The organism is Curtobacterium sp. MCBD17_028 (assembly GCF_003234875.1).
Lineage (GTDB): Bacteria > Actinomycetota > Actinomycetes > Actinomycetales > Microbacteriaceae > Curtobacterium.
This window is the reverse complement of record NZ_QKTQ01000002.1, coordinates 364503-385512: the sequence shown is the minus strand read 5'-3', so window position 1 is coordinate 385512 and position 21010 is coordinate 364503. Positions and strand designations below refer to the sequence as shown.

The window sequence follows — 21010 nt, the reverse complement described above, 5'->3', positions numbered from 1 at the left end:
CGTGGGGGCGTCGCGCCGCAACCCACCCCGGCGCGGAGGGAGAGTACACGTGCGTTTCGTCCTGGCGATCATCAGCTTCGTCATCGGCGTCGTGCTCGTCGGCCTCGGGGTCGGGCAGCGGACGGTGTTCGCGCCGCCCTCCTCGACCGTGGCGTCGACGACCACGACGGGCGACGCTCCGGTGACGGTGATCCCGGGTCGGACGCTCGTCGCGAACGCCGGCCACCAGCACGTCCGCGTCTCCGGGGCCTCGGGCACCGCGTTCGCGGCCTACGGGCGCACCGCCGACGTGATGGCCTGGGTCGGGAAGGCCCGGCACAACACCATCCGCTACGACGCCGAGACCACATCGCTCCGGGACAGCGTCTCGGGCACGCAGCGACACGTCCCGTCGCCGAAGGGCAGTGACCTCTGGTACGGCGAGTACGAGGGGCACACCCTCGACTTCACCGTCGACCTGCCGGCGGACACCGCGCTCGTCATCGTGTCGAACGGGTCGGACCCGGCCCCCGCGCACCTCTCGGTCACCTGGCCGCGGGACACCGCCACACCACTCGTCGGCCCTCTGATGACGGCGGGCGGGTTCTTCGTCGCGCTCGGCATCGCGCTCTACATCTGGGCCATCATCCACCAGCGGCGGCTGCGCGGACCCCGCCGGCGCAGCGGGGGCACCCGGCCGCCGCGCGCACGGGTCTCGCGCCGTCGCGCGGTCGCCGCGGGCGCGCAGGTCCCGCCGCGTCCACGCCGCGGCCGCCGCATGGTCGCGGTCGTGCCGGTCGTCGCGCTGACGACACTCGCCCTCGCGGGCTGTTCGTCGGAGTACTGGCCGCACGGGACCTCCGGTACGCCGACGCCGACGCCGACCATCACCGCGACGGCGGGCCCGGCCGCGGCCGCCGAGCCCACGGCGGCGACGCTCCCGCAGATCCGCCGCATCGTCGCGCGCGTCGCCGCGGTCGCGGCGCAGGCGGACAGCTCGCGGAACGCCACCACGGCCGCGGAGCGCTTCACCGGGCCCGCGCTCGACCTGCGCAAGGCGAACTACACGATCCGGGGGAGCGACACCGACGTCGACGCCCCGCCGACGATCCCGTCGTCGGGCATCTCGGTCGCCCTGCCGCAGCAGACCGACACCTGGCCGCGTTCGGTGTTCGTCGTGCTGACGGGATCGCAGCAGCAGAAGGACGTCGCTCCGCAGGCCCTGACGCTCGTGCAGGCGTCGCCGCGGGCGCAGTACAAGGTCGAGTACGACGTCTCGCTCGAGGCGGACGCGAAGCTCCCGTCGGTCGCGCCCGTCACCACCGGTGCCGCGCAGCTCTCGCCGGACGTCAAGCTGCTGACCGTGCCGCCCGGCCAGGTGGCCTCCGCCTACGCGGACATCCTCGCGAACGACACGGCGAGCGAGTACGCCGACGTCTTCTCGTCCGAGGGCGACGAGCTCCGCCAGAAGATCGGCAAGTCTTACAAGGACCAGAAGGCGAAGAGCCTGTCCTCGACCGCGAAGATCGCGTACTCGTCCGAGGTCCCGTCGGCCGACTCGAGCATCGCGCTCGCGACGAACGGCGCCGGCGCGCTCGTCTCCACGAGCCTCGACGAGATCGAGAAGGTGACCCCGACCCAGTCGGGCGCGACGCTGAACACGGAGGGAGCGGTGAAGGCGCTCTCGAAGGTCGGGTCGAGCACGAAGGGGATCAGCGCGACCTACGGCGTGCAGGTGCTGTTCTCGGTGCCGCCGGTCGGATCCAAGGCCAAGATAGAACTGCTCGGGTTCACGCAGGGCCTGATCGCAGCGAGTGAGGTGCAATGAGCAACATCCCCCCGACCCCCGCCGGTCTCCGTGGCGCGGTCGACCTGTCGTCCCTCGTGAACCGCGGCACTGCATCGCCGCCGGCTCCGGCGTCCGCGGCTGCTGCCGCCCCCGGCGGGCCCGGAGGCGCAGCCGCCGGGGTCTCGGACGCCCTCGTGGTGCCCTCGCTGGTCGTCGACGTGACGGACCAGACGTTCCAGGACGTCATCGAGCTGTCCATGCAGGTCCCCGTGATCGTCGACCTCTGGGCCGAGTGGTGCGGGCCGTGCAAGCAGCTGTCGCCGGTGCTCGAGCGCCTCGCGCAGGAGTACGACGGGCGCATCGTCCTCGCCAAGGTCGACGTCGACGCGAACCCCCAGCTCACGCAGGCGTTCCAGGCACAGTCGATCCCGACGGTCGCCGCCGTGATCGGTGGTCGTCCGCTCGGGCTGTTCGTCGGCGCCCTGCCCGAGGCCGAGGTCCGTGACGTCATCGAGCAGGTGCTCCAGGCCGCCGCGCAGAACGGGATCGCCGGACGCGTGCAGGTGGCCGACGGCGCCCCCGACGCCGACGCCGCCGCCGAGCCCGAACCGGAGCCGCTGCCGCCGCACCACCAGGCCGCGTACGACGCGATCGAGCAGGGTGACTACACGACGGCGATCGCCGAGTACCGCACCGCGATCGCGCAGGACCCGCACGACCGCATGGCCGTGGCGGGGCTGGCGCAGGTGTCGCTCCTCGACCGGCTGCAGGGCGCGACCGCCGACGAGCTCCGTGCCGCGGCGGCCGCAGCACCGACGGATCCGGCTGCTCAGCTCGGCGTCGCCGACCTCGACATCAGCGGCGGGCACGTCGAGGACGCCTTCGGTCGCCTCCTCGACGTGTTCCCGACCGTGCACGGCGCGGAGCGCGAGGCCGTCCGCGCGCGGCTCGTGGAGTACTTCGAGCTCGTCGGTGCCGACGACCCACGGGTCGTGGCGGCACGCCGTCGGCTCGCGACCCTGCTGTACTGAGCCCGGCGCGCCCTGCCGGCACCGGCTCGTGGCGCCCCCGGCGGACCCAGGACGAACGGAACGGCCGGGAGGCACGCCTCCCGGCCGTTCCGTTCGTCACCGTGCGCGCGCGGCGCGGCGATCGCTCACCGCTCCAGTCGGAGCCAGACCGACCCGAGCGGCGGGACCACGAGGTCAGCGGACGCCGGACGACCGGCCCAGGGCTGGTCCTCGGCGGTGACGGCGCCCATGTTGCCCACCCCGGAGCCGCCGAACGCGGTGGCGTCGGTGTTGAGGACCTCGCGCCAGACGCCCGCCTCGGGCAGCCCGAACCGACGCTCCACCGGGACGCCCGAGAAGTTCGTGAACACGGCGATCCGCTCGTCTCCGGCCTTCCGGATGAAACCGATGGTCGAGTGTTCGGCATCGCCACCCTCGAGCCACTCGAACCCCTCCGGGGAGTCGTCGTGGGTCCACAGTGCCGGGCTCGCGACGTACACGCGGTTCAGCTCGGCCACGAGGTCCTGCACGCCGCGGTGTCCCGGGTCGTCGAGGAGCCACCAGTCGAGTCCGCCGGCCTCGTTCCACTCGCTCGGCTGCGCGAACTCCTGCCCCATGAACAGCAGCTGCTTGCCGGGGTGGGCCCACATGAACGACAGGTACGCGCGGACGTTCGCCAGGCGCTGCCACTGGTCGCCGGGCATCTTGCCGTACAGCGAGCCCTTCCCGTACACGACCTCGTCGTGGCTGATCGGCAGCGTGAACTGCTCGCTGAACGCGTAGACGAACGAGAACGTGATCTCGTCGTGGTGGTACGAGCGGTACACGGGCTCGCGGTGGATGTACTCGAGCGAGTCGTGCATCCAGCCCATGTTCCACTTCTGCCCGAACCCGAGGCCGCCCTCGCTCGTGGGACGGGTGACCCCGGGCCACGAGGTGGACTCCTCGGCGATCATGACGATGCCCGGGTAGCGCTTGTAGGCCGTCGCGTTCGTCTCCTGCAGGAACGAGATCGCCTCGAGGTACTCGCGTCCGCCGTACTTGTTCGGCAGCCACTCCGTGCGCGAGTAGTCGAGGTAGAGGATCGAGGCGACGGCGTCGACGCGGAGACCGTCGATGTGGAACTCCTCGAGCCAGTACAGGGCGTTCGCGACGAGGAAGTTCCGGACCTGCGGCTGACCGAAGTCGAACACGTACGTGCCCCAGTCGAGCTGCTCGCCGCGCCGGGGGTCCGGGTGCTCGAACAGCGCGTAGCCGTCGAACTTGGCGAGTGCCCACTCGTCCTTCGGGAAGTGTCCCGGCACCCAGTCCATGATGACGCCGATGCCGGCTTCGTGCAGACGGTCGATGAGGTAGCGGAGGTCGTCGGGGCTGCCGAACCGAGCGGTCGGCGCGTAGTAGCCGGTGACCTGGTAGCCCCACGAACCGCCGAAGGGGTGCTCCGCGAGCGGCAGGAACTCGACGTGCGTGAACCCGAGGTACTGCACGTGCCCGATGAGGTCGTCCGCGACCTCGCGATACGACAGGCCGGGGCGCCAGGACCCGAGGTGGACCTCGTAGACGCTCATCGGGTGGTCGTGCGTGCTCGTCCGAGCCCGCTGTTCCATCCAGGCGCGATCGCCGTCGCTCCACTCGTGGGTGGCGCGGGTGATGACGCTCGCGGTGAGCGGCGGGACCTCGGTCCGGCGCGCGAACGGGTCGGCTCGCTCCACCCAGCCGCCGTCGGTCAGGATCTGGAACTTGTACCGCTGGCCGTCCTTCGCGCCGGGGACGAACAGCTCCCACACGCCCAGACCGCCGAGCTTGCGCATCGAGGTGGTCCGACCGGACCAGCCCTCGAAGTCACCGATCACCCGCACCGCCGTGGCACGAGGCGCCCACACCGCGAACGAGACGCCCTCGACGCCGTCGATCGACCGGAGGTGCGCACCCATGAGGTGCCAGAGCTGCTCGTGGCGGCCCTCGGCGAACAGGTGCAGGTCGACGTCACCGAGGGTCGGGGCGAAGCGGTAGGCGTCGTCGCTCGTCCACGTCTCGTCGTCGTACTCGGCCTCGACGCGGTAGCTCGTCACGGTGCCGGGCAGGGCACCGGCCCAGACCCCGAACCCCTCGTGGTGCAGGGGCGCGGCCGTGCCGTCGGGGAGCACGAGCGTGACGGCGTTCGCGAGGTGACGCACGACGCGCACACTCGTGCCGCCATCGACCGGGTGCGGGCCGAGGACGTCGTGGGGCTGCGACCATCGGCCCTCGGCGACCTGCTGCAGGAGCCACTCCTCGACGGGGCCGGGGACCGGCTCCGCGGCCGGTGCGACATCGGTCCTCGGTGCGGCGGCGTCGGTGTCGACATCGGTGTCGGTCGGCCGGGAGGCCGTGCTCGCGCCCGTCGGCTCGACCCCGGTGTCCGTCCTGGTCGCACCCGGCGTCGTCGCGCCCGCGGGGACGGGTGCGTCGGTCGCCGTGGCCGCGGGGTCCGTGTCGTCGGTCGCGGCCGGGGCACTCGCCCCGCGACCGGCGAGCGTGTCGGCCTCTGCGACGGAGCGGTCCGGGGCCTCGGCGGCCGTCGCGGGCGCGCCGGGCAGGTCCTCGCCGGGCGCGGACGTGTTCGGTTCGTCGCGGGGCGCCGACGCCGTCGGGACGAAGGTCGAACGCCGTGCGGGGCGGCCCTCGTCGGGCTCGCGCGTGGGTTCGGTGGTCTCGGTCATCGGTGTGGTCCCTCCACGACGAGCAGGTGCACGGGTTCCTGGAAGGCGTCCAGGCGCACGTAGTTGGCGGCGCCCCAGGTCCAGCGGGCGCCGGTGACGACGTCGCGCACGTCGAACAGCCCGTCGGTCGGGAGCCCGAGCGCGGCGAGGTCGAGGAACACGGTCGCCTCGCGGGCCGAGTGCGGGTCGACGTTCGCGACGACGATGACGGTGTCCGAGCGGCCCGACCGGGTGTACGTGCCGGGCAGGTGCTTCGAGTAGGCGACGATCGCGTCGTTGTCGGTGTGGTGCACGTGCAGGTTGCGGAGCTGACGCAGCGCGGGGTGGGCGGACCGGAAGCGGTTGAGCATCGTCACGTACGGCGCGAGCGATGCTCCGGCGGCCTCGGCGGCACCGAAGTCCCGGGGCTTGTACTCGTACTTCTCGTTGTCGATGTTCTCCTCGCTGCCCGGCCGGGCGACGTCCTCGAACAGCTCGTAGCCGGCGTACATGCCCCAGGTGGCGGCACCCGTCGCCGCGAGCGCGGCCCGCACCTTGTAGCCCGCGCGCCCGCCGAACTGCAGGTACTCCGAGAGGATGTCCGGGGTGTTCACGAACAGGTTCGGCCGGAGGTAGGCGCTCGTCTCGTGCGCGAGCTCGTCCAGGTAGGACTCGATCTCCTCCTTGGTGTTCCGCCACGTGAAGTACGTGTAGGACTGCGTGAACCCGGCCTCGGCGAGCGCGCGCATCATCGGCGGACGCGTGAACGCCTCGGCGAGGAACACGATCTCCGGGTTCTCCGTGCGGATCTCGCGGATCACGCGCTCCCAGAACCACAGCGGCTTCGTGTGCGGGTTGTCGACACGGAAGATGCCGACGCCGAACGAGATCCAGTGTCGGAGGACACGGAGGACCTCGGCGACGATGCCCTCGGGGTCGGTGTCGAACTGGATCGGGTAGATGTCCTGGTAGCGCTTCGGCGGGTTCTCCGCGGTCGCGATCGAGCCGTCGGCGCGCTGCGTGAACCAGTCGGGGTGCTCGGTGACCCACGGGTGGTCCGGCGAGCACTGGAGCGCGAAGTCGAGCGCGACCTCCATGCCCGTGTTCTTCGCTGTCTCCACGAAGGAGCGGAAGTCCTCCTCGTTGCCGAGGTCGGGGTGGATCGCGTCGTGTCCGCCGTCGGCGCTGCCGATCGCCCAGGGGCTGCCGGGGTCCGCCGGACCGGCGTGGAGCGTGTTGTTCGGCCCCTTGCGCGCGGTGACGCCGATCGGGTGGATCGGGGGGAGGTAGATCACGTCGAACCCCATGCGCGCCACACCCGGGAGGCGGCGCGCGGCAGTGCGGAACGTCCCGCTCCGCCATGTGCCGTCGGCCTGTCGGCGCGCGCCCTCGCTGCGCGGGAAGAACTCGTACCAGGCCCCGACGCCGGCACGGGTGCGCTCGACGTCGAGCTCCTGCGTCGCGGAGGTCGTGCGGAGCGAGGTGAGCGGTGCGTCCACGAGCGCGGCGGTCACGCGCGGGTCGTCGGCGGCGGCCAGGCGTGCGGCGGGGGAGCGCTCCGTGTCGCGCATCGCGGCGGCCGCGTCGGCGGCCGCGGTCGACTCGGCCTCGTCGGCGAGTCGGTCGAGCAGCACCGCGCCGTCCAGCAGGGTCGCCTCGGTGTCGACGCCCGCGGCGATCTTCAGCCGTGCCGCGTGGATCCACGTCGCCCAGTCGTCGGCGTAGGACTCGACGTGCCAGGTCCAGAGACCGACCGAGTCGACCTGCACGGTCGCGGCGTAGCGGTCGGTGCCCTCGCCGACGAGTGCCATCGGCACCGCCCGGACGGCGCCGTCGGGGCGCTCGAGCACGAGGTCCGCTCCGATGACGCCGTGGCCCTCTCGGAACACGGTCGCGGCGAAGGTGACGACCTCGGAGTCGAACGCCTTGCTCGGGAAGCCGTTCGGCGTCGAGGGTTCGATCGCGGTGATGGGGATGCGCCCGATGACGGGTCGGTCTGCAGTGGCCACGGTTCGACCGTACTCGGAGGACCGCGGGCGGGTCCGCCGCGGGCCCTGGCGCGGGCGACGCTCAGACGATCTCGAACACGTGGATGCCCGGTCCGTAGGCAGTGAACACCGTGCCGACGGACCGGTGCCGCTCGTGGTCGCGGTGCTTCTCGCTCGACCAGACCAGGCGGTAGGCCTCGACGTCGCCGTGCGCCGGGAGGGTCATGTCGCGGGTGCGTCCACTGCCGTGGACGATCACGAGCACGCGGTCGTCGGGTTCGTCCTCGGGCGTCGACTCGGCGAAGTACTGCAGCGCCCGGTGCGTCGGCTCGTCCCATCGGTCGTCCGTCATCGGGGTGCCGTCGGTCGCGTACCAGGTCATCCTGGTCGCCGAGGGCGTGTCGGCGCCGTCGGTGCCGAAGCGCGACGGCCGGAGGGCCGGGTGCGCCGCCCGGAGACGCACGAGGGCCGCGGTCTGCTCGACCATCCACTCGACGTCCGGGTCCGGGCTCCAGTCGACCCACATCGACGCGTCCGTGATGGCGTACGGGTTGTTGTTGCCGTGCTGGGTCCGACCTCGTTCGTCGCCGGCGGTGATCATCGGCACGCCCGCGGACAGCAGCAGCGTGCCCATGAGGTTCCGGAGGGACCGTTGCCGTGCGGCACGGACCCCGCGGTCGTCGGTCGGCCCCTCCACGCCGTGGTTGAACGAGCGGTTGTCGTCCGTGCCGTCGCGGTTGTCCTCGCCGTTCGCCTCGTTGTGCTTGTGGTCGTACGACACGAGGTCACGCATCGTGAAGCCGTCGTGCGCCGTGACGAAGTTCACCGCCGCCGTGGGGCCACGGTCGGCGCCGAAGACGTGACGGGACCCGGCGAGCACACCCGCGAGGGCACCGATGCCCGTCATCGGGCTGCCGTCGCGGCGCTCCCGGGCGATGTCGGTGAGCCAGAACTGCCGGACCGTGTCGCGGAAGCCGTCGTTCCACTCGGCGATGCGCGGGCCGAAGGCACCCGTCCGCCAACCGTCCGGCCCCACGTCCCAGGGCTCGGCGATGAGCTTGACGTCCTGCAGGAGCGGGTCGTCGCGCAGGCGTTGCAGGAGCGGGTGTGCCGGGTCGAACCGGTGGTGGGCGTCCCGTGCCAGGGCCGCCATGAGGTCGAACCGGAACCCGTCGACCTGGACCTCGCGTGCCCAGTACCGCAGGCTGTCGACGACGAGGTCGGCGATCGCCGGCTGGGAGGTGTCCAGGGTGTTGCCGCATCCGGAGGTGTCGAAGTACCGCTCCGCGCCCGCCGCTGGTTCCTCCGCCCAGCGGTACGCCGTCGCCCCGTCGAGCCCGCGCAGTCCGGACGTCGGGCCGCCGAGGCCCTCTTCCGCCGTGTGGTTGTAGACGACGTCGAGCACGACCTCGATGCCGGCTTCGTGCAGGAGCCGGACCATGCCCTTGAACTCGCGCAGCACCGCGGTCGCCCCGGCCGCCCGGGCGCTCGCCGAGGCGTAGGGCGCGTGCGGGGCGTGGAACCCGAGCGTGTTGTACCCCCAGGCGTTCTCGCGCCCGGCTCGCCGGAGCCACTCCTCGGAGCGGAAGGCGTGTACGGGCAGGAGCTCGACCGCGGTCACCCCGAGCCGCCGGAGGTGGGCGATCGTGCTCTCGTGCGCCAGTCCCGCGTAGGTGCCGCGCAGGTGCTCGGGCACCGCCGGGTTGCCGGCGGTCAGGGTGCGGACGTGTGCCTCGTACAGGACGGTCCGGTCGATGGAGGTGCCCGGCTTCGGGACGCCGCCCCAGTCGAAGCCCTCGTCCACCACGACCGAGGTCCAGCCGTCGCCGGCCGGCTCGATCCCGCGCGCGTACGGGTCGAGCAGCGGACGGAGGGGGTCGAAGTCGTCGCGCGCACCCCGTGGTCCGTCCGCGAGCAGGTGGTAGGTGTCGCCCACACGGGCGCCGTCGGCGCGGCCGGTCCAGACGTCGCCGTCGCGCTGCAGGGGGACGCGGATCGGACCGTGGGTCGCGGAGGCGTCGACCACGAGGGTCACTGCGGTCGCGGTGGCGGAACGGACGGCGAACGACGCGCCGTCAGCGTCGGGACGGAGCCCCGGCTCGGGCACGATGTCGACGGTCTGCACCCGATCAAGGCTAGCGAGCGACCGGCGTACCCTGTGGAGGCGCCCACGGCCGGGGGCGCGAGGACGCACCACCCGGGAGGCACCGTGCCGGTCTACCTCGACCACGCTGCGACGACGCCGATGCTGCCCGCCGCGCTCGCCGAGTACACGCGTGCGCTGTCGGTGGTCGGCAATCCCGCGTCCATCCACAGCGCGGGCCAGGGAGCGCGCACGACGCTCGAGACCGGCCGCGAACGGGTCGCCCGCTCGCTCGGCGCCGATCCGGTCGAGGTCGTCTTCACCTCCGGTGGCACGGAGAGCGTCAACCTCGGCGTCAAGGGCCTGTACTGGGCCCGGCAGCGCGACGCCCGTCGACCACGCGTCGTGGTACCCGCCGGGGAGCACCACGCGACCGTCGACACCGTCGAGTGGCTCGCCCGGCACGAGGGCGCGGTCGTCGACGTGGTCCCGCTCGACGAGCGGGGTCGCCTCGACCTCGTCGCCCTGGAGGCGGCGCTCGCCGATCCCGCGGACGTCGCCCTGGTCACGTTCCTGTGGGCCAACAACGAGGTCGGCACGATCCAGCCCGTGGCCGACGTCGTCCGCCTGGCGCACGCGGCGGGCGTGCCCGTCCACTGTGACGCGGTCTCGGCGTTCGGCCAGGTGCCCGTCGACTTCCACAGCAGCGGTGTCGACGCCATGAGCGTCTCGGCGCACAAGATCGGCGGCCCCGTCGGGATCGGTGCGCTCGTCCTGTCGCGGACCGCCGTGGTCGAGCCGCTCCTCCACGGTGGTGGGCAGCAGCGACAGGTCCGGTCCGGGACGCAGGACGCGGCGGCGGCCGCGGCGTTCGGCGTCGCCGCGTCGGCGCCCCACCCGGACCTCACGCCGCTCCGGCAGGCGCTCGTCGCCGGGGTCGCGCAGCGCGTGCCGACCGCGGTGCTGCGCGGCGACCCGGTGGACCGCTTGCCGGGGAACGCGCACTTCACGTTCCCGGGGTGCGAGGGGGACTCCCTGCTGTTCCTGCTCGACGCGGCAGGCGTCGCGGTCTCGACGGGGTCGGCGTGCCAGGCCGGGGTGCCCGAGCCCTCGCACGTCCTGCTCGCCATGGGCCTGTCCGAGGAGACCGCGCGCGGCGCGCTGCGGATCACCCTCGGGCACACGAGCACGGCGGACGACGTGACCGCGTTCCTCGATGCACTGCCCGACGCGGTCCGACGAGCCACCCGCGCGGGCATGGCCGGACACGCGCCCGCCATCGGCGCCCGCTGAGGCCGCCAGCCGGGACGACGGTGGCGCGGACGGTGCCGCCGCGCATGCTCCACTGCCGACCCCGGCCGCGGGGACGGTGGCGGCTGGGCCGGTAGGCTTGTCGATCATGGTCGAACTGGACATCAGCGAGCAGATCTCCGCCCTCCGCGAGACGTTCGGGAACATCCGCTCGGTGGTCGACGTGGACCGCCTCGAGCGTGAGATCGCCGAGCTGAGCGAGCAGGCGGGCGCGCCTGATCTGTGGGACGACACCGCGCACGCGCAGCAGGTGACGAGCGCGTTGAGCCACCGGCAGGCCGAGCTCAAGAAGATCACCGAGACCGAGCAGCGCCTCGACGACCTCGAGGTCCTCGTCGACATGGCGAACGAGGCCGAGGACGAGGAGAGCGCGCAGGAGGCCCGCGACGAGCTGACCGCCCTCTCGCGGACGATGGGCGAGCTCGAGGTGCAGACGCTCCTCGACGGCGAGTACGACGCACGCCCGGCCGTCATCACGATCCGCGCCGGCGCGGGCGGCGTCGATGCCGCGGACTTCGCCGAGATGCTCCTGCGCATGTACCTCCGGTACGCCGAGCAGCACGGATTCCCGGTCCAGGTGATGGACACCAGCTACGCGGAAGAGGCCGGGATCAAGTCCGCGACGTTCGAGGTCGACGCCCCGTACGCGTTCGGCAACCTGTCGGTCGAGGCCGGCACGCACCGCCTCGTCCGGATGTCGCCGTTCGGCGCCGCCGGCAAGCGCCAGACGTCCTTCGCCGCGGTCGAGGTCATCCCGCTCATGGAGGAGACCGAGGCCATCGACATCCCCGAGAACGACATCCGGGTCGACGTGTTCCGGTCCTCCGGCCCGGGTGGACAGTCGGTGAACACGACGGACTCCGCCGTCCGCCTGACGCACATCCCGACCGGCACCGTCGTCTCGATGCAGAACGAGAAGTCCCAGATCCAGAACCGCGCCGCGGCGATGCGCGTGCTGCAGTCGCGCCTCCTGCTCCTCAAGAAGGAAGAGGAGAACGCGAAGAAGAAGGAGCTCGCCGGGAACATCACGGCGAGCTGGGGGGACCAGATCCGCTCGTACGTGCTCGCGCCGTACCAGATGGTCAAGGACCTCCGGAGCGAGTACGAGGTCAACAACCCGAGCGCCGTGTTCGACGGTGACCTCGACGGCTTCCTCAACGCCGGGATCAGGTGGCGCAAGCGCGGCGACGCCTGACAGGCACCGCGCCAGCGTTGCGCGTCGCCGCCTGAGGAGCCCGCGACGGACGCGCCGGGACCGGCCCCGTCCCTCCCGGCCGCGAACCGCGCGCCTGACTTGCGTTCCGAGGAACGGCACCTACCCTGATCGGGTCATGATCAGATTCGACCAGGTCACCAAGGTGTATTCGGGCAACCCGAATCCGGCGCTCAACGACCTCACCCTCGAGATCCTCAAGGGCGAGTTCGTGTTCCTCGTCGGGGCCTCCGGCTCCGGCAAGTCCAGCTTCTTGCGGCTCGTCCTCAAGGAGGAGCGCCCCACCAAGGGTCAGATCCACGTCCTCGGGCAGCGGCTCGGCTCCCTGTCATCGCGCAAGGTCCCCTACTTCCGCCGCAACCTCGGGGTGGTGTTCCAGGACTTCCGGCTCCTGCCCAACAAGAACGTCTTCGACAACGTCGCGTTCACGCTGCAGGTGATCGGCAAGAGCAAGGGGTTCATCGGCGAGGCGGTGCCGGACGTGCTCAAGATGGTCGGACTGTCGGGCAAGGCGAACCGCCTGCCGCACGAGCTCTCCGGTGGTGAGCAGCAGCGCGTCGCGATCGCCCGTGCGGTCGTGAACAAGCCCGCGATCCTGCTCGCGGACGAGCCGACGGGCAACCTCGACCCGACGACCTCGGCGGGCATCATGGCCCTGCTCGAGCGCATCAACCAGGGCGGGACCACCGTGCTCATGGCGACGCACGACGCCGGCATCGTGAACCAGATGCAGCGTCGCGTGATCGAGCTGTCGGCGGGCAACGTGCTCCGCGACGAGCAGTCCGGTGGCTACCAGACGCAGGCGGTGCCGATCGTGCGGCAGCAGCCGGTGTCGACCACCACGGGCATCCAGACGCTGCCGGGGATCGTCCGATGAGGCTCGGGCTCGTCATGTCGGAGGTCGGCTCCGGCCTCCGCCGCAACGCGTCCATGGTCGTGTCGGTCGTGCTCGTGACGTTCATCTCGCTGACGTTCGTCGGCACCGCGATCCTGCTGCAGATGCAGATCACCCAGATGAAGGGGTACTGGTACGACCGGGCGCAGGTCGCCGTCTACCTGTGCACCGACACGGACACCACGGGGAACTGCACCGGGGCGAAGGCGACGGCGGACCAGCGTCAGCAGGTCGAGGAGCAGCTCCGCTCGTCGACACTCAAGCCGTTCATCCAGAAGACCTACTTCGAGACGCAGGACCAGGCGTACACACGCTTCAAGTCGCAGTTCAAGGACTCCCCGGCGACCGAGTTCGTCAAGCCGCAGTACCTCAACGAGACCTTCTGGGTGAACCTCAAGGACCCGTCACAGTCCGACGTGCTCATCGAGAGCCTGTCGAAGCTCGCGGGGGTGCAGAGCGTCGTCGACCAGCGGGGGTACCTGCAGCCGATCTTCTCGGTGCTCAACGCGTCGTCGTACACGGCGGTCGGCATCGCGGCCCTCATGCTCGTGGCGGCGGTGCTCCTCATCGCGACGACCATCCGGTTGTCGGCGTTCTCGCGACGTCGAGAGCTCGGCATCATGCGGCTGGTCGGTGCGTCGAACCGGTTCATCCAGACACCGTTCATCCTCGAGGGGGTGATCGCCTCGCTCATCGGGGCGGTCCTCGCCGGGGGAGCGATCGTCGCCGTCGTCTGGTTCTTCGTGCGCGGCTACCTGGCGACGCGGTTCACGGGCACGCCGTTCATCGGCATGAGCGAGACGGTGCTGGTGGTGCCGGCGGTGGTGGTCATCGGCGGCATCCTGGCGGCGCTGTCCGCGAGCGTCGCGATCCGGCGGTACCTCAAGGTCTGACCTTCCCGCGCGCTGCTGCGGCTGTCGTTCGGGAAGCGTGGGTGGTCGACACCGGTTGGGTAGACTGGGCGGCCGCCACACACCGGTGGCCGGCGGAGAGGACTCGACATGCCGAAGGAACGCGGGGAGAAGGTCGTCGCGACGAACCGGCGCGCGCGGCACGACTACCTCATCGAGGACACGTACGAGGCCGGCATCGTGCTCTCGGGCACCGAGGTGAAGTCGCTGCGACAGGGCCGGGCCTCGCTCGTCGACGGGTACGCCTTCATCGACGGCGGTGAGGCCTGGCTCGACGCCGTGCACATCCCCGAGTACACCGAGGGCACCTGGAACAACCACGCGCCCCGCCGCAAGCGCAAGCTGCTCCTCCACAAGCAGCAGATCGTCAAGATCAGCCACAAGACGAAGGAGGGCGGCTACACGCTCGTTCCCCTGCAGATCTACTTCTCGGACGGCCGGGCCAAGGTCGAGATCGCCGTGGCGAAGGGCAAGCGCGAGTACGACAAGCGGCAGGCGCTGCGTGAGCGCCAGGACCGCCGTGAGGCCGAGCGCGCGATCTCGACGCGCGGGCACCTCGGGGAGTGACGGGGCGGGCCTCGCGAGCCGTTCGCTCCGGCGCCGTTCGCCCCGGGCGGACCCGGGAGGACCGTGCTGGCCTGGCAGGGTCCGGTGTGAGCGCGCTAGACTGGGCAACCGCCTCCACCACGAGGCGTGTGGTGCCGCTCACGCGGCGCTGACAACTCCACAGTGTGACAGTGGCCCTCCGTCATGGGGATGATCGGTTTCGACATCGCCTGCGTGCCGACGGGAAGCGGGCCGAGGATCCACGGTTATCTCGTCAACGATCCGTGGAAAACAACAAGTGCCAATTCCAAGCGCACTGACTTCGCTCTCGCTGCGTAAGCAGTAGAGCCACATGAAGTCCGTCGGCCGGGTGATCGTTCCCTATCCCGTGTCCGGCGTCATCCAGGGGACTCGCTGCGTGATTCCGTCCGGAGGTCACGCGGGACTTGCATCCGGGCTGGGCTCGTCGTCCTAGAAGCCAGTAGCAAAGGGCGGAGTCGAGCAGAACGCCTCATCTGGCTACGCCCGTAGAAGACGTCGAATCACAGCGATGGACGGGGGTTCAATTCCCCCCATCTCCACCACTGCGGATCGATCCGCGGGGTCACTGTCACACACGTGGTCGTCCGAGGCCGCACCGGTTCCGCTCCGCGGGCGCCGGTGCGGCCTCGGACGTCTCAGCCCCCATCTCCAGCGCCCGGCGGTTCTCCAGCGCCCAGCGGTTCTCCGGGGCCCGGCGGTTCTCCGGGGCCCGGCGGTTCTCCGGGGCTCATCAGTGCTCGGAGACCCAGGTACTCCCGGCCTGGGTACCTGCGAGGCCGGGTTCCTGTGGGCTGCCTGCGTAGCACGATCGATCGAGCGCCTCCCGTCGGTAGCGTCGGCGTCGGGTCGGCGGACGCCGGTCCGCTCGCTCACACGAGGGTCCCGCGGTGCGGGTGGCCCGTCGACGGGAGGACGCACGTGCAGGAGATCGCGATCCGGGTCCGGCTCGCCGCTCGGGAGCGGCTCGGGCTGTCCGACTACGAGCGGACCGTGCAGGCCGTCGCCACGCTCGCCGCGGTCGTCCGCTGGCTGCCCACGCCGGAGGCGCGTCTCGTCCTGCGTGGTCGTGGCAGCGACCCGGTGCGGGTCGAGACCGTGAGCACCGCGAACGGCTTCGAGATGGTGCTCGTGCTCGATGACCGGTCCTCGGCCGTCGAGCGGGCGGCGGTGGTCGTCGCGTCGGCGATCGCGACCGCCGCAGGGGAGCGGGTCGACGGTGCCGCAGGAGTCGTCGGCGAGCTCGACCGCCTCGATCGCAGTGCGCCGCGCGGTCGGAGTGTTGCCGAGCGGGCGCTTCGCCGGTTCCTCGAGGACGCCCGCACCGACGTGGTTGCCGGGCGTCTGACCGCACGCGTCCGGGCCGCGAGCGCGCTCGTCCGGTTGGCGGAGGACGGTGCGATGGTCGTCGTCGAGCGCGTGGTCGACCCCGCTGCCCCGGCGGTCGAGACGCACGTGGTCGACGACGTGCCCGAACCGGGGGACGCGGTGGTCGTCGCCGAGACACCGGACGAGGCGGCGCTCATGGCGGACGCGCCCGTCGTCGTGGGAGTCGTGCCGCAGGTCGCGGTCACCGAGGCCCCGCCGCTCCCCACGCCGCCTTCGGGCGAGCCGAGCATCGCTCCCGCGCAGCAGCCCGACCGGCTGAAGACGGACGCCTCGAAGAAGAGGGACGAGTCGAAGAAGAGGGACGAGTCGAAGCAGAAGGACCGGTCGAAGCAGAAGGACCGGTCGAAGCAGAAGGACAAGTCGAAGCAGAAGGACAAGTCGAGGCAGAAGGACAAGTCGAAGCGGAAGGACCCGTCGACGAAAAAGGACCGGTCGAAGAAGGGCGGGCCGAAGAAGGGCGGGTCGAAGAAAGGCCAGTGAACCTGTGGGATCGTACAGGCGCTGTGTTTCCATCCGGTTACGGCTGTGTTCCGATCGCGTTGCCTGAACGTTCACCGGGTGCGGATGGTGGAAGAGTCGCATAGTCCTCAGCAATCCGACACAGGAGCGACTTTGGCTACGACCACCACCACGACGACGCCGCCGGACACCGGACTCAAGCGCAACGTCGGCTTCATCGGGCTCATCTGGGCCTCGACCGGATCGATCATCGGTTCCGGGTGGCTCTTCGGTTCCCAGCATGCCCTCGAGGCAGCTGGTCCCTCGGCGATCATCTCGTGGGCGATCGGCGGTGTCGCGATCCTCGTGCTCGCACTCGTCCACGCCGAGCTCGGCGGCATGTTCCCGATCGCCGGAGGCACGGCTCGCTTCCCGCACATCGCGTTCGGTGGCGTCGCCGGCGCGTCGTTCGGTTGGTTCTCGTGGCTGCAGGCCGCGACGGTCGCCCCGATCGAGGTCGAGGCGATGATCAACTACGCGCAGCACTGGAAGTGGGCGCAGACCTTCGTCACGCCGTCGACGGGCGTCCTCACGGGCTCGGGCATCGCCGTCGCGATCTTCCTCATGCTGATCCTCACCGTGATCAACCTGTTCAGCGTCAAGATCCTCGCGAACACGAACTCCGCGGCGACCTGGTGGAAGGTCGGCATCCCCGTCCTCGTCATCATCGTGCTCGGGTTCTCCGGGTTCCACGGCAGCAACTTCACGGCCGCCGACGGGTTCGCTCCCGAGGGTGCGAAGGGCATCCTCGCCGCGGTCTCGACCTCGGGCATCATCTTCTCGTTGCTCGGGTTCGAGCAGGCCGACCAGCTCGCGGGTGAGTCGAGCAACCCGAAGCGTGACATCCCGCGCGCGGTCATCGGCTCGGTCGTCATCGGCCTCGTGATCTACCTGCTGCTCCAGATCTTCTTCCTCGGTGCGCTCAACCCGTCCGAGATCGGCCACACCTGGCTCTCCGGTGCCTACACGAAGTTCACCGGCCCGTTCGCGGACATCGCCATGGGCGCCGGGATCACCTGGCTCGCGGTCATCATCTACATCGACGCGGTCATCTCGCCCGGTGGCACCGGCCTCATCTACGTCACGGCGTCGTCGCGTGTCTCGTACGGCCTCAGCAAGAACGGGTACTTCCCGCGGGCGTTCGAGTGGATCACGAAGGGCGCGGTGCCGTGGTTCGGCCTCATCTTCGCCTTCGTCATCGGCGTCGTGTGCTTCCTGCCGTTCCCGTCCTGGCAGTCGCTCGTCGGCCTCATCACGAGCGCCTCGGTCCTCATGTACGGCGGTGCCCCGCTCGCCCTCGGTGCGTTCCGCAAGCGGATCCCGGACGCCGAGCGCCCCTACCGGCTGCCGGCCGCCAGCGTCCTCGCACCCCTGTCGTTCATCGTCGCGAACCTCATCATCCTGTGGACGGGCTGGTCCACGGACTGGAAGCTCGGGATCGCGGTGGCGCTCGGCTTCGTCATCATCATCCTGAACCGGGTGCTCGGTGGGAACCGTGCGGTCCAGCCGCGTTGGGACTGGCGGGCCGCGCAGTGGCTGTTCCCGTACCTCATCGGCATGGGTCTCATCGTGTTCCTCAGCGACTTCGGTCCGCTGAAGCACCCGTGGTTCCCGCTCTGGTGGGACATCGCGGTCACCGCGGTGTTCTCGATCGTGATCTACTACTGGGCCGTGAACAGCGCCTCGAGCCGTGAGGAGATCCTCCGCACCGCCGAGGACGTCCGCGAGACCGAGGAGACCAGCGTCGTCGACGCCGTGCCCACCCACTGATCGCGGTCTCCGCTCACTTCGAACGGGAGGCAGTGCGCACGACGTGCGCACCGCCTCCCGTTCGTCGCTCCCGGACCCGTGATCGTGGCGCGGTCGAGCGTCAGAAGTCGGCGAGGTTGGACCGGAGGCCGCCGTCACCGAACTCGCGACGGAGCAGACCGCGGCGACGGAGGACCGGGACGAGGTCCGCGAGCATCCGCGTGACCGCGACGGGGTGGAGGTCTCCGGAGAGGATGAAGCCGTCGTTGTCGGCGTCGTCGCCGAGCTCCTCGGCGAAGTCGGCGAACTCCTCCGCCGTGCCGACGAAGCCGGTGCGGTCCGCGAGCCGGCCCTTCCGTGCCTTGCGGGTCAGGAGCGCGCGGAGCGGGGCGTCCGGGGTGTCGCCGACGAGACCGCGGATCGTGCCCGCGGAGACGTGGTCGCCGAACAGTCCCGCGGGCAGGGGTGCGTCGAGGTCGAGCGTCGTGAGGTCCGTCTCGAGGTCGCTCGACTGGCCCATCGCCACGACGAGCAGGTCCTCGTCGCTCGGGTGCCGCGACGCGTCGACGAGCCGGTCGGCCTCGGTCGCCGAGGACACGATCTCCGGCTTCACGACGAACATCGTCCGGACGGCGCCCGGCGCCCGGCCTGCAGCGGCGGACGCCTCGGCGATGCGGGACCGGTACCCACGCACGGTGGCGGCGTCGAGCGGGGCGAGGGCGAGCTGCACGTCGGAGTGCGTGCCCGCGAACGCGAGCCCACGCCCCGAGCCGCCCGGCGAGACGATGACGGGGTCGTCCGCGAGCGGGAGCGCGTTGAGCGGACCGGTGACGTCGAAGTACGTGCCCTGGTGGCGTGAGCCGTCGGTGCGCTCGCCGTCGGCGAAGTGCCACGTGTCGGTGTCGGCCACGAGCGCGTCCTCGCCCCAGCTGTGCCACAGGTGCCGGATGACGCCGAGCCACTCCTCGGCGCGGTCGTACGCGGCGTCATGGGGCAGCGGCGCGGCGCCGACGTGCCGCGCGCTCCCGACGTCGGTGACGACGTTGAGCCCGAACCGGCCGCCCGACAGGTGCGCCAGGGTCGACGCCTGTCGGGCCGCCAGGTACGGCGGGGTGATGCCCGCGTTGACGGTCGGCACGACGCCGATGTGCTGAGTCGCTGCGAAGAGGTACGGCGCGAGCAGGAGCGGATCGTGCTTCGGGCCGCCGTACGCCTGCCGGATGCGCAGGTCGAGGGTCGACGGGTTGCCGAGCGAGATCGCGTCCTCGGCGATGACGAGGTCGAGGCCGGCCTGTTCGAGTGTCCGGACGGACTGCTGGTACAGCTCCGGACGGGTCCAGTCGTACCCCCAGTCCCAGTCGGGCCGACCCCACCCCTGGGGGCCGAACCCGCGGGCGAAGAACCACCCGAAGTGCTGCATCCGTGGCATCAGATCTCCTCGAGCACGATGTGGGGAGCGCCGAACTCGCCGGACCGGACGTCTTCGTCCACGGTGACGGTCTCCGCGACCGGTGTCCGGCCTCCCGGACCGTCGGCGGGCAGAACGACCCCCGGCCCCTCGGCGGACCGGACCGCCGCCAAGCCGCGCTCGAGGTCGCGGATCAGGTCCTCGACGTCCTCGATGCCGACCGAGACGCGCAGCAGGCCCTCGTCGATGCCGGTTGCGGCGCGTTCCTCGGGCGTCCGCTGGGCATGCGTCGTCGACGCCGGATGCAGGATGAGTGACCGGACGTCGCCGAGGTGCGTCATGCGACTGAACAGGCCGAGTGCGTCGACGAACCGCTGGGCGGCGTCCCGTCCGCCGGCGAGCGAGAAGGCGAACACCGAACCGGCCCCACGCGGCAGGTAGCGCGTCGCGAGGTCGTGGTAGGGGTTGGACTCGAGCCCCGCGTGGTCCACGTTCGCGACCTCGGGCTGCGCGTCGAGCCACCGGGCGATCGTCAGCGCGTTCGCGCCGTGTCGCTCCATGCGCAGCGAGAGCGTCTCGACGCCCTGCTGGATGAGGAACGCGTTGAAGGGCGAGGGGGTGGGGCCGAGGCGTGCGGCGACGACGTCGCGTGCGTACACGACGAACGCCCGGTCGCCGTGGCGGTCGACGTGGCTCCGGCCGCCGAGCGCGCGGTCCGGTTCGGTCAGATGGGGGAACCGGCCGCCCGTGGCAGCCCAGTCGAAGCGACCGCCGTCGACGACGACCCCACCGATGGCGGAGCCGTGTCCCGCCAGGAACTTCGACGCGGAGTGCACCACGATGTCCGCGCCGTGCTCGAGCGGCCGGACGAGGTACGGCGTGGCGAGTGTGTTGTCGACGACCAGCGGTACGCCGTGCTCGTGCGCCACCGCGGCGACCATCGCGATGTCGAGGACGTCGTTCTTCGGGTTCGGGATCGACTCGCCGAACAGGAGCCGCGTCTCGGGGCGGATCAGCGCCCGCCAGGCGTCCGGGTCACGGGCGTCGTCGACGAAGTCCACGCTGATCCCGAGTCGTCCGAGGTTCTGCAGCAGGAGGCCGCGGGTGCCCTCGTAGATGCTCGACGCGGACACGACGTGGTCGCCGGCCTGCAGCAGACCGAGGAGCGCCACGGTCACCGCGGCCTGTCCGCTGCCGACGAGGATCGCCTCGACCCCGCGCTCGAGGACGGCGACGCGGCGCTCGAGCGACGCGTTCGTCGGGTTGCCGAGCCGCGTGTACGTGTACCCCGCGTCGTCGCCGGCGAACCGGTCGCGCGCCTGCCCGAAGTCGTCGAACAGGAAGCCGGACGACATGTGGATCGGGGTGATCCGCGCGCCGTGCGCCGAGTCGGGCACGACCCCGCCGTGCACCTGCTCGGTGCTGAACCCGAACCCCGCCGTCGCCGTGTCGCTCTCGGGCACGTCCCACCTCTCTCTGCCTCTGCCGGCGCACCTGCGCCCATCGGGCGATCCTCCCACT

14 protein-coding genes and 1 other RNA gene are annotated in these 21010 nt (G+C 71.2%); 10 read left to right on the top strand and 5 right to left on the bottom strand.

Annotated features, from left to right (window positions below; translation table 11 throughout):
* Positions 1-49 precede the first annotated feature (49 nt).
* Both DEI86_RS04085 and DEI86_RS04080 read left to right on the top strand, forming a co-directional pair.
* A complete protein-coding gene (locus DEI86_RS04085) occupies positions 50-1807 on the top strand; it encodes a hypothetical protein (RefSeq protein ID WP_111013729.1) in 1758 nt (585 codons plus the stop codon).
* Positions 1804-2799 (top strand): tetratricopeptide repeat protein, encoded by a 996-nt coding sequence (locus tag DEI86_RS04080; protein ID WP_111048863.1) that lies wholly within the window; start codon positions 1804-1806, stop codon positions 2797-2799. Before DEI86_RS04085 ends, DEI86_RS04080 begins: the two co-directional genes overlap by 4 nt.
* Positions 2800-2924: 125 nt before the next feature.
* Here DEI86_RS04080 and glgB read toward each other — a convergent pair whose 3' ends face one another.
* From glgB to DEI86_RS04065, 3 genes are all read right to left on the bottom strand, one after another.
* A complete protein-coding gene (glgB, locus tag DEI86_RS04075; RefSeq protein ID WP_111048862.1) occupies positions 2925-5480 on the bottom strand; it encodes a 1,4-alpha-glucan branching protein GlgB in 2556 nt (851 codons plus the stop codon).
* The gene (locus DEI86_RS04070) at positions 5477-7468 is read right to left on the bottom strand and encodes a maltotransferase domain-containing protein (RefSeq protein ID WP_111048861.1); all 1992 of its coding nucleotides are present in this window, start codon (positions 7466-7468) and stop codon (positions 5477-5479) included. The genes glgB and DEI86_RS04070 overlap by 4 nt, the downstream gene beginning before the upstream one ends.
* Before the next feature lie 61 nt (positions 7469-7529).
* Positions 7530-9572 carry a glycogen-debranching protein gene (locus DEI86_RS04065; protein WP_111048860.1) on the bottom strand — a complete coding sequence of 681 codons (2043 nt, stop codon included), beginning with the start codon at positions 9570-9572 and terminating at the stop codon, positions 7530-7532.
* An 84-nt stretch (positions 9573-9656) separates the two neighbouring features.
* On the opposite strand from DEI86_RS04065, the gene DEI86_RS04060 reads away from it, so the two are divergent.
* The 8 genes from DEI86_RS04060 to DEI86_RS04025 all read left to right on the top strand — a co-directional run bounded on the left by DEI86_RS04060 (position 9657) and on the right by DEI86_RS04025 (position 18102).
* Complete coding sequence (locus tag DEI86_RS04060) at positions 9657-10823, top strand: cysteine desulfurase family protein (protein ID WP_111048859.1); 1167 nt, start codon at positions 9657-9659, stop codon at positions 10821-10823.
* A gap of 106 nt (positions 10824-10929) precedes the next feature.
* Positions 10930-12036 (top strand): peptide chain release factor 2, encoded by a 1107-nt coding sequence (gene prfB, locus DEI86_RS04055; RefSeq protein ID WP_111009263.1) that lies wholly within the window; start codon positions 10930-10932, stop codon positions 12034-12036.
* Between the two features lie 136 nt (positions 12037-12172).
* Positions 12173-12931 (top strand): cell division ATP-binding protein FtsE, encoded by a 759-nt coding sequence (gene ftsE, locus DEI86_RS04050; protein WP_111009262.1) that lies wholly within the window; start codon positions 12173-12175, stop codon positions 12929-12931.
* Positions 12928-13842, top strand: a complete 915-nt coding sequence (gene ftsX / locus DEI86_RS04045; RefSeq protein ID WP_111009261.1) for a permease-like cell division protein FtsX — start codon at positions 12928-12930, stop codon at positions 13840-13842. The genes ftsE and ftsX overlap by 4 nt, the downstream gene beginning before the upstream one ends.
* A 108-nt stretch (positions 13843-13950) precedes the next feature.
* Positions 13951-14427, top strand: coding sequence for an SsrA-binding protein SmpB (gene smpB, locus DEI86_RS04040; protein WP_111013736.1), 477 nt, complete (start codon positions 13951-13953; stop codon positions 14425-14427).
* 185 nt (positions 14428-14612) lie between these two features.
* Positions 14613-14990: a transfer-messenger RNA gene (gene ssrA, locus DEI86_RS04035) on the top strand.
* A 376-nt stretch (positions 14991-15366) separates the two neighbouring features.
* On the top strand, positions 15367-16314 hold the full coding sequence (locus DEI86_RS16440; protein ID WP_181439689.1) for a hypothetical protein: 948 nt from the start codon (positions 15367-15369) through the stop codon (positions 16312-16314).
* Positions 16315-16446: 132 nt separating this feature from the next.
* Complete coding sequence (locus tag DEI86_RS04025) at positions 16447-18102, top strand: APC family permease (protein WP_220035624.1); 1656 nt, start codon at positions 16447-16449, stop codon at positions 18100-18102.
* Between the two features lie 100 nt (positions 18103-18202).
* Here DEI86_RS04025 and DEI86_RS04020 read toward each other — a convergent pair whose 3' ends face one another.
* Positions 18203-19510, bottom strand: a complete 1308-nt coding sequence (locus DEI86_RS04020; protein ID WP_111048858.1) for an LLM class flavin-dependent oxidoreductase — start codon at positions 19508-19510, stop codon at positions 18203-18205.
* Entirely contained in the window at positions 19510-20952 is a 1443-nt protein-coding gene (locus DEI86_RS04015; protein WP_258374946.1) for an O-acetylhomoserine aminocarboxypropyltransferase/cysteine synthase family protein, read from the bottom strand. The genes DEI86_RS04020 and DEI86_RS04015 overlap by 1 nt, the downstream gene beginning before the upstream one ends.
* Positions 20953-21010 lie beyond the last annotated feature (58 nt).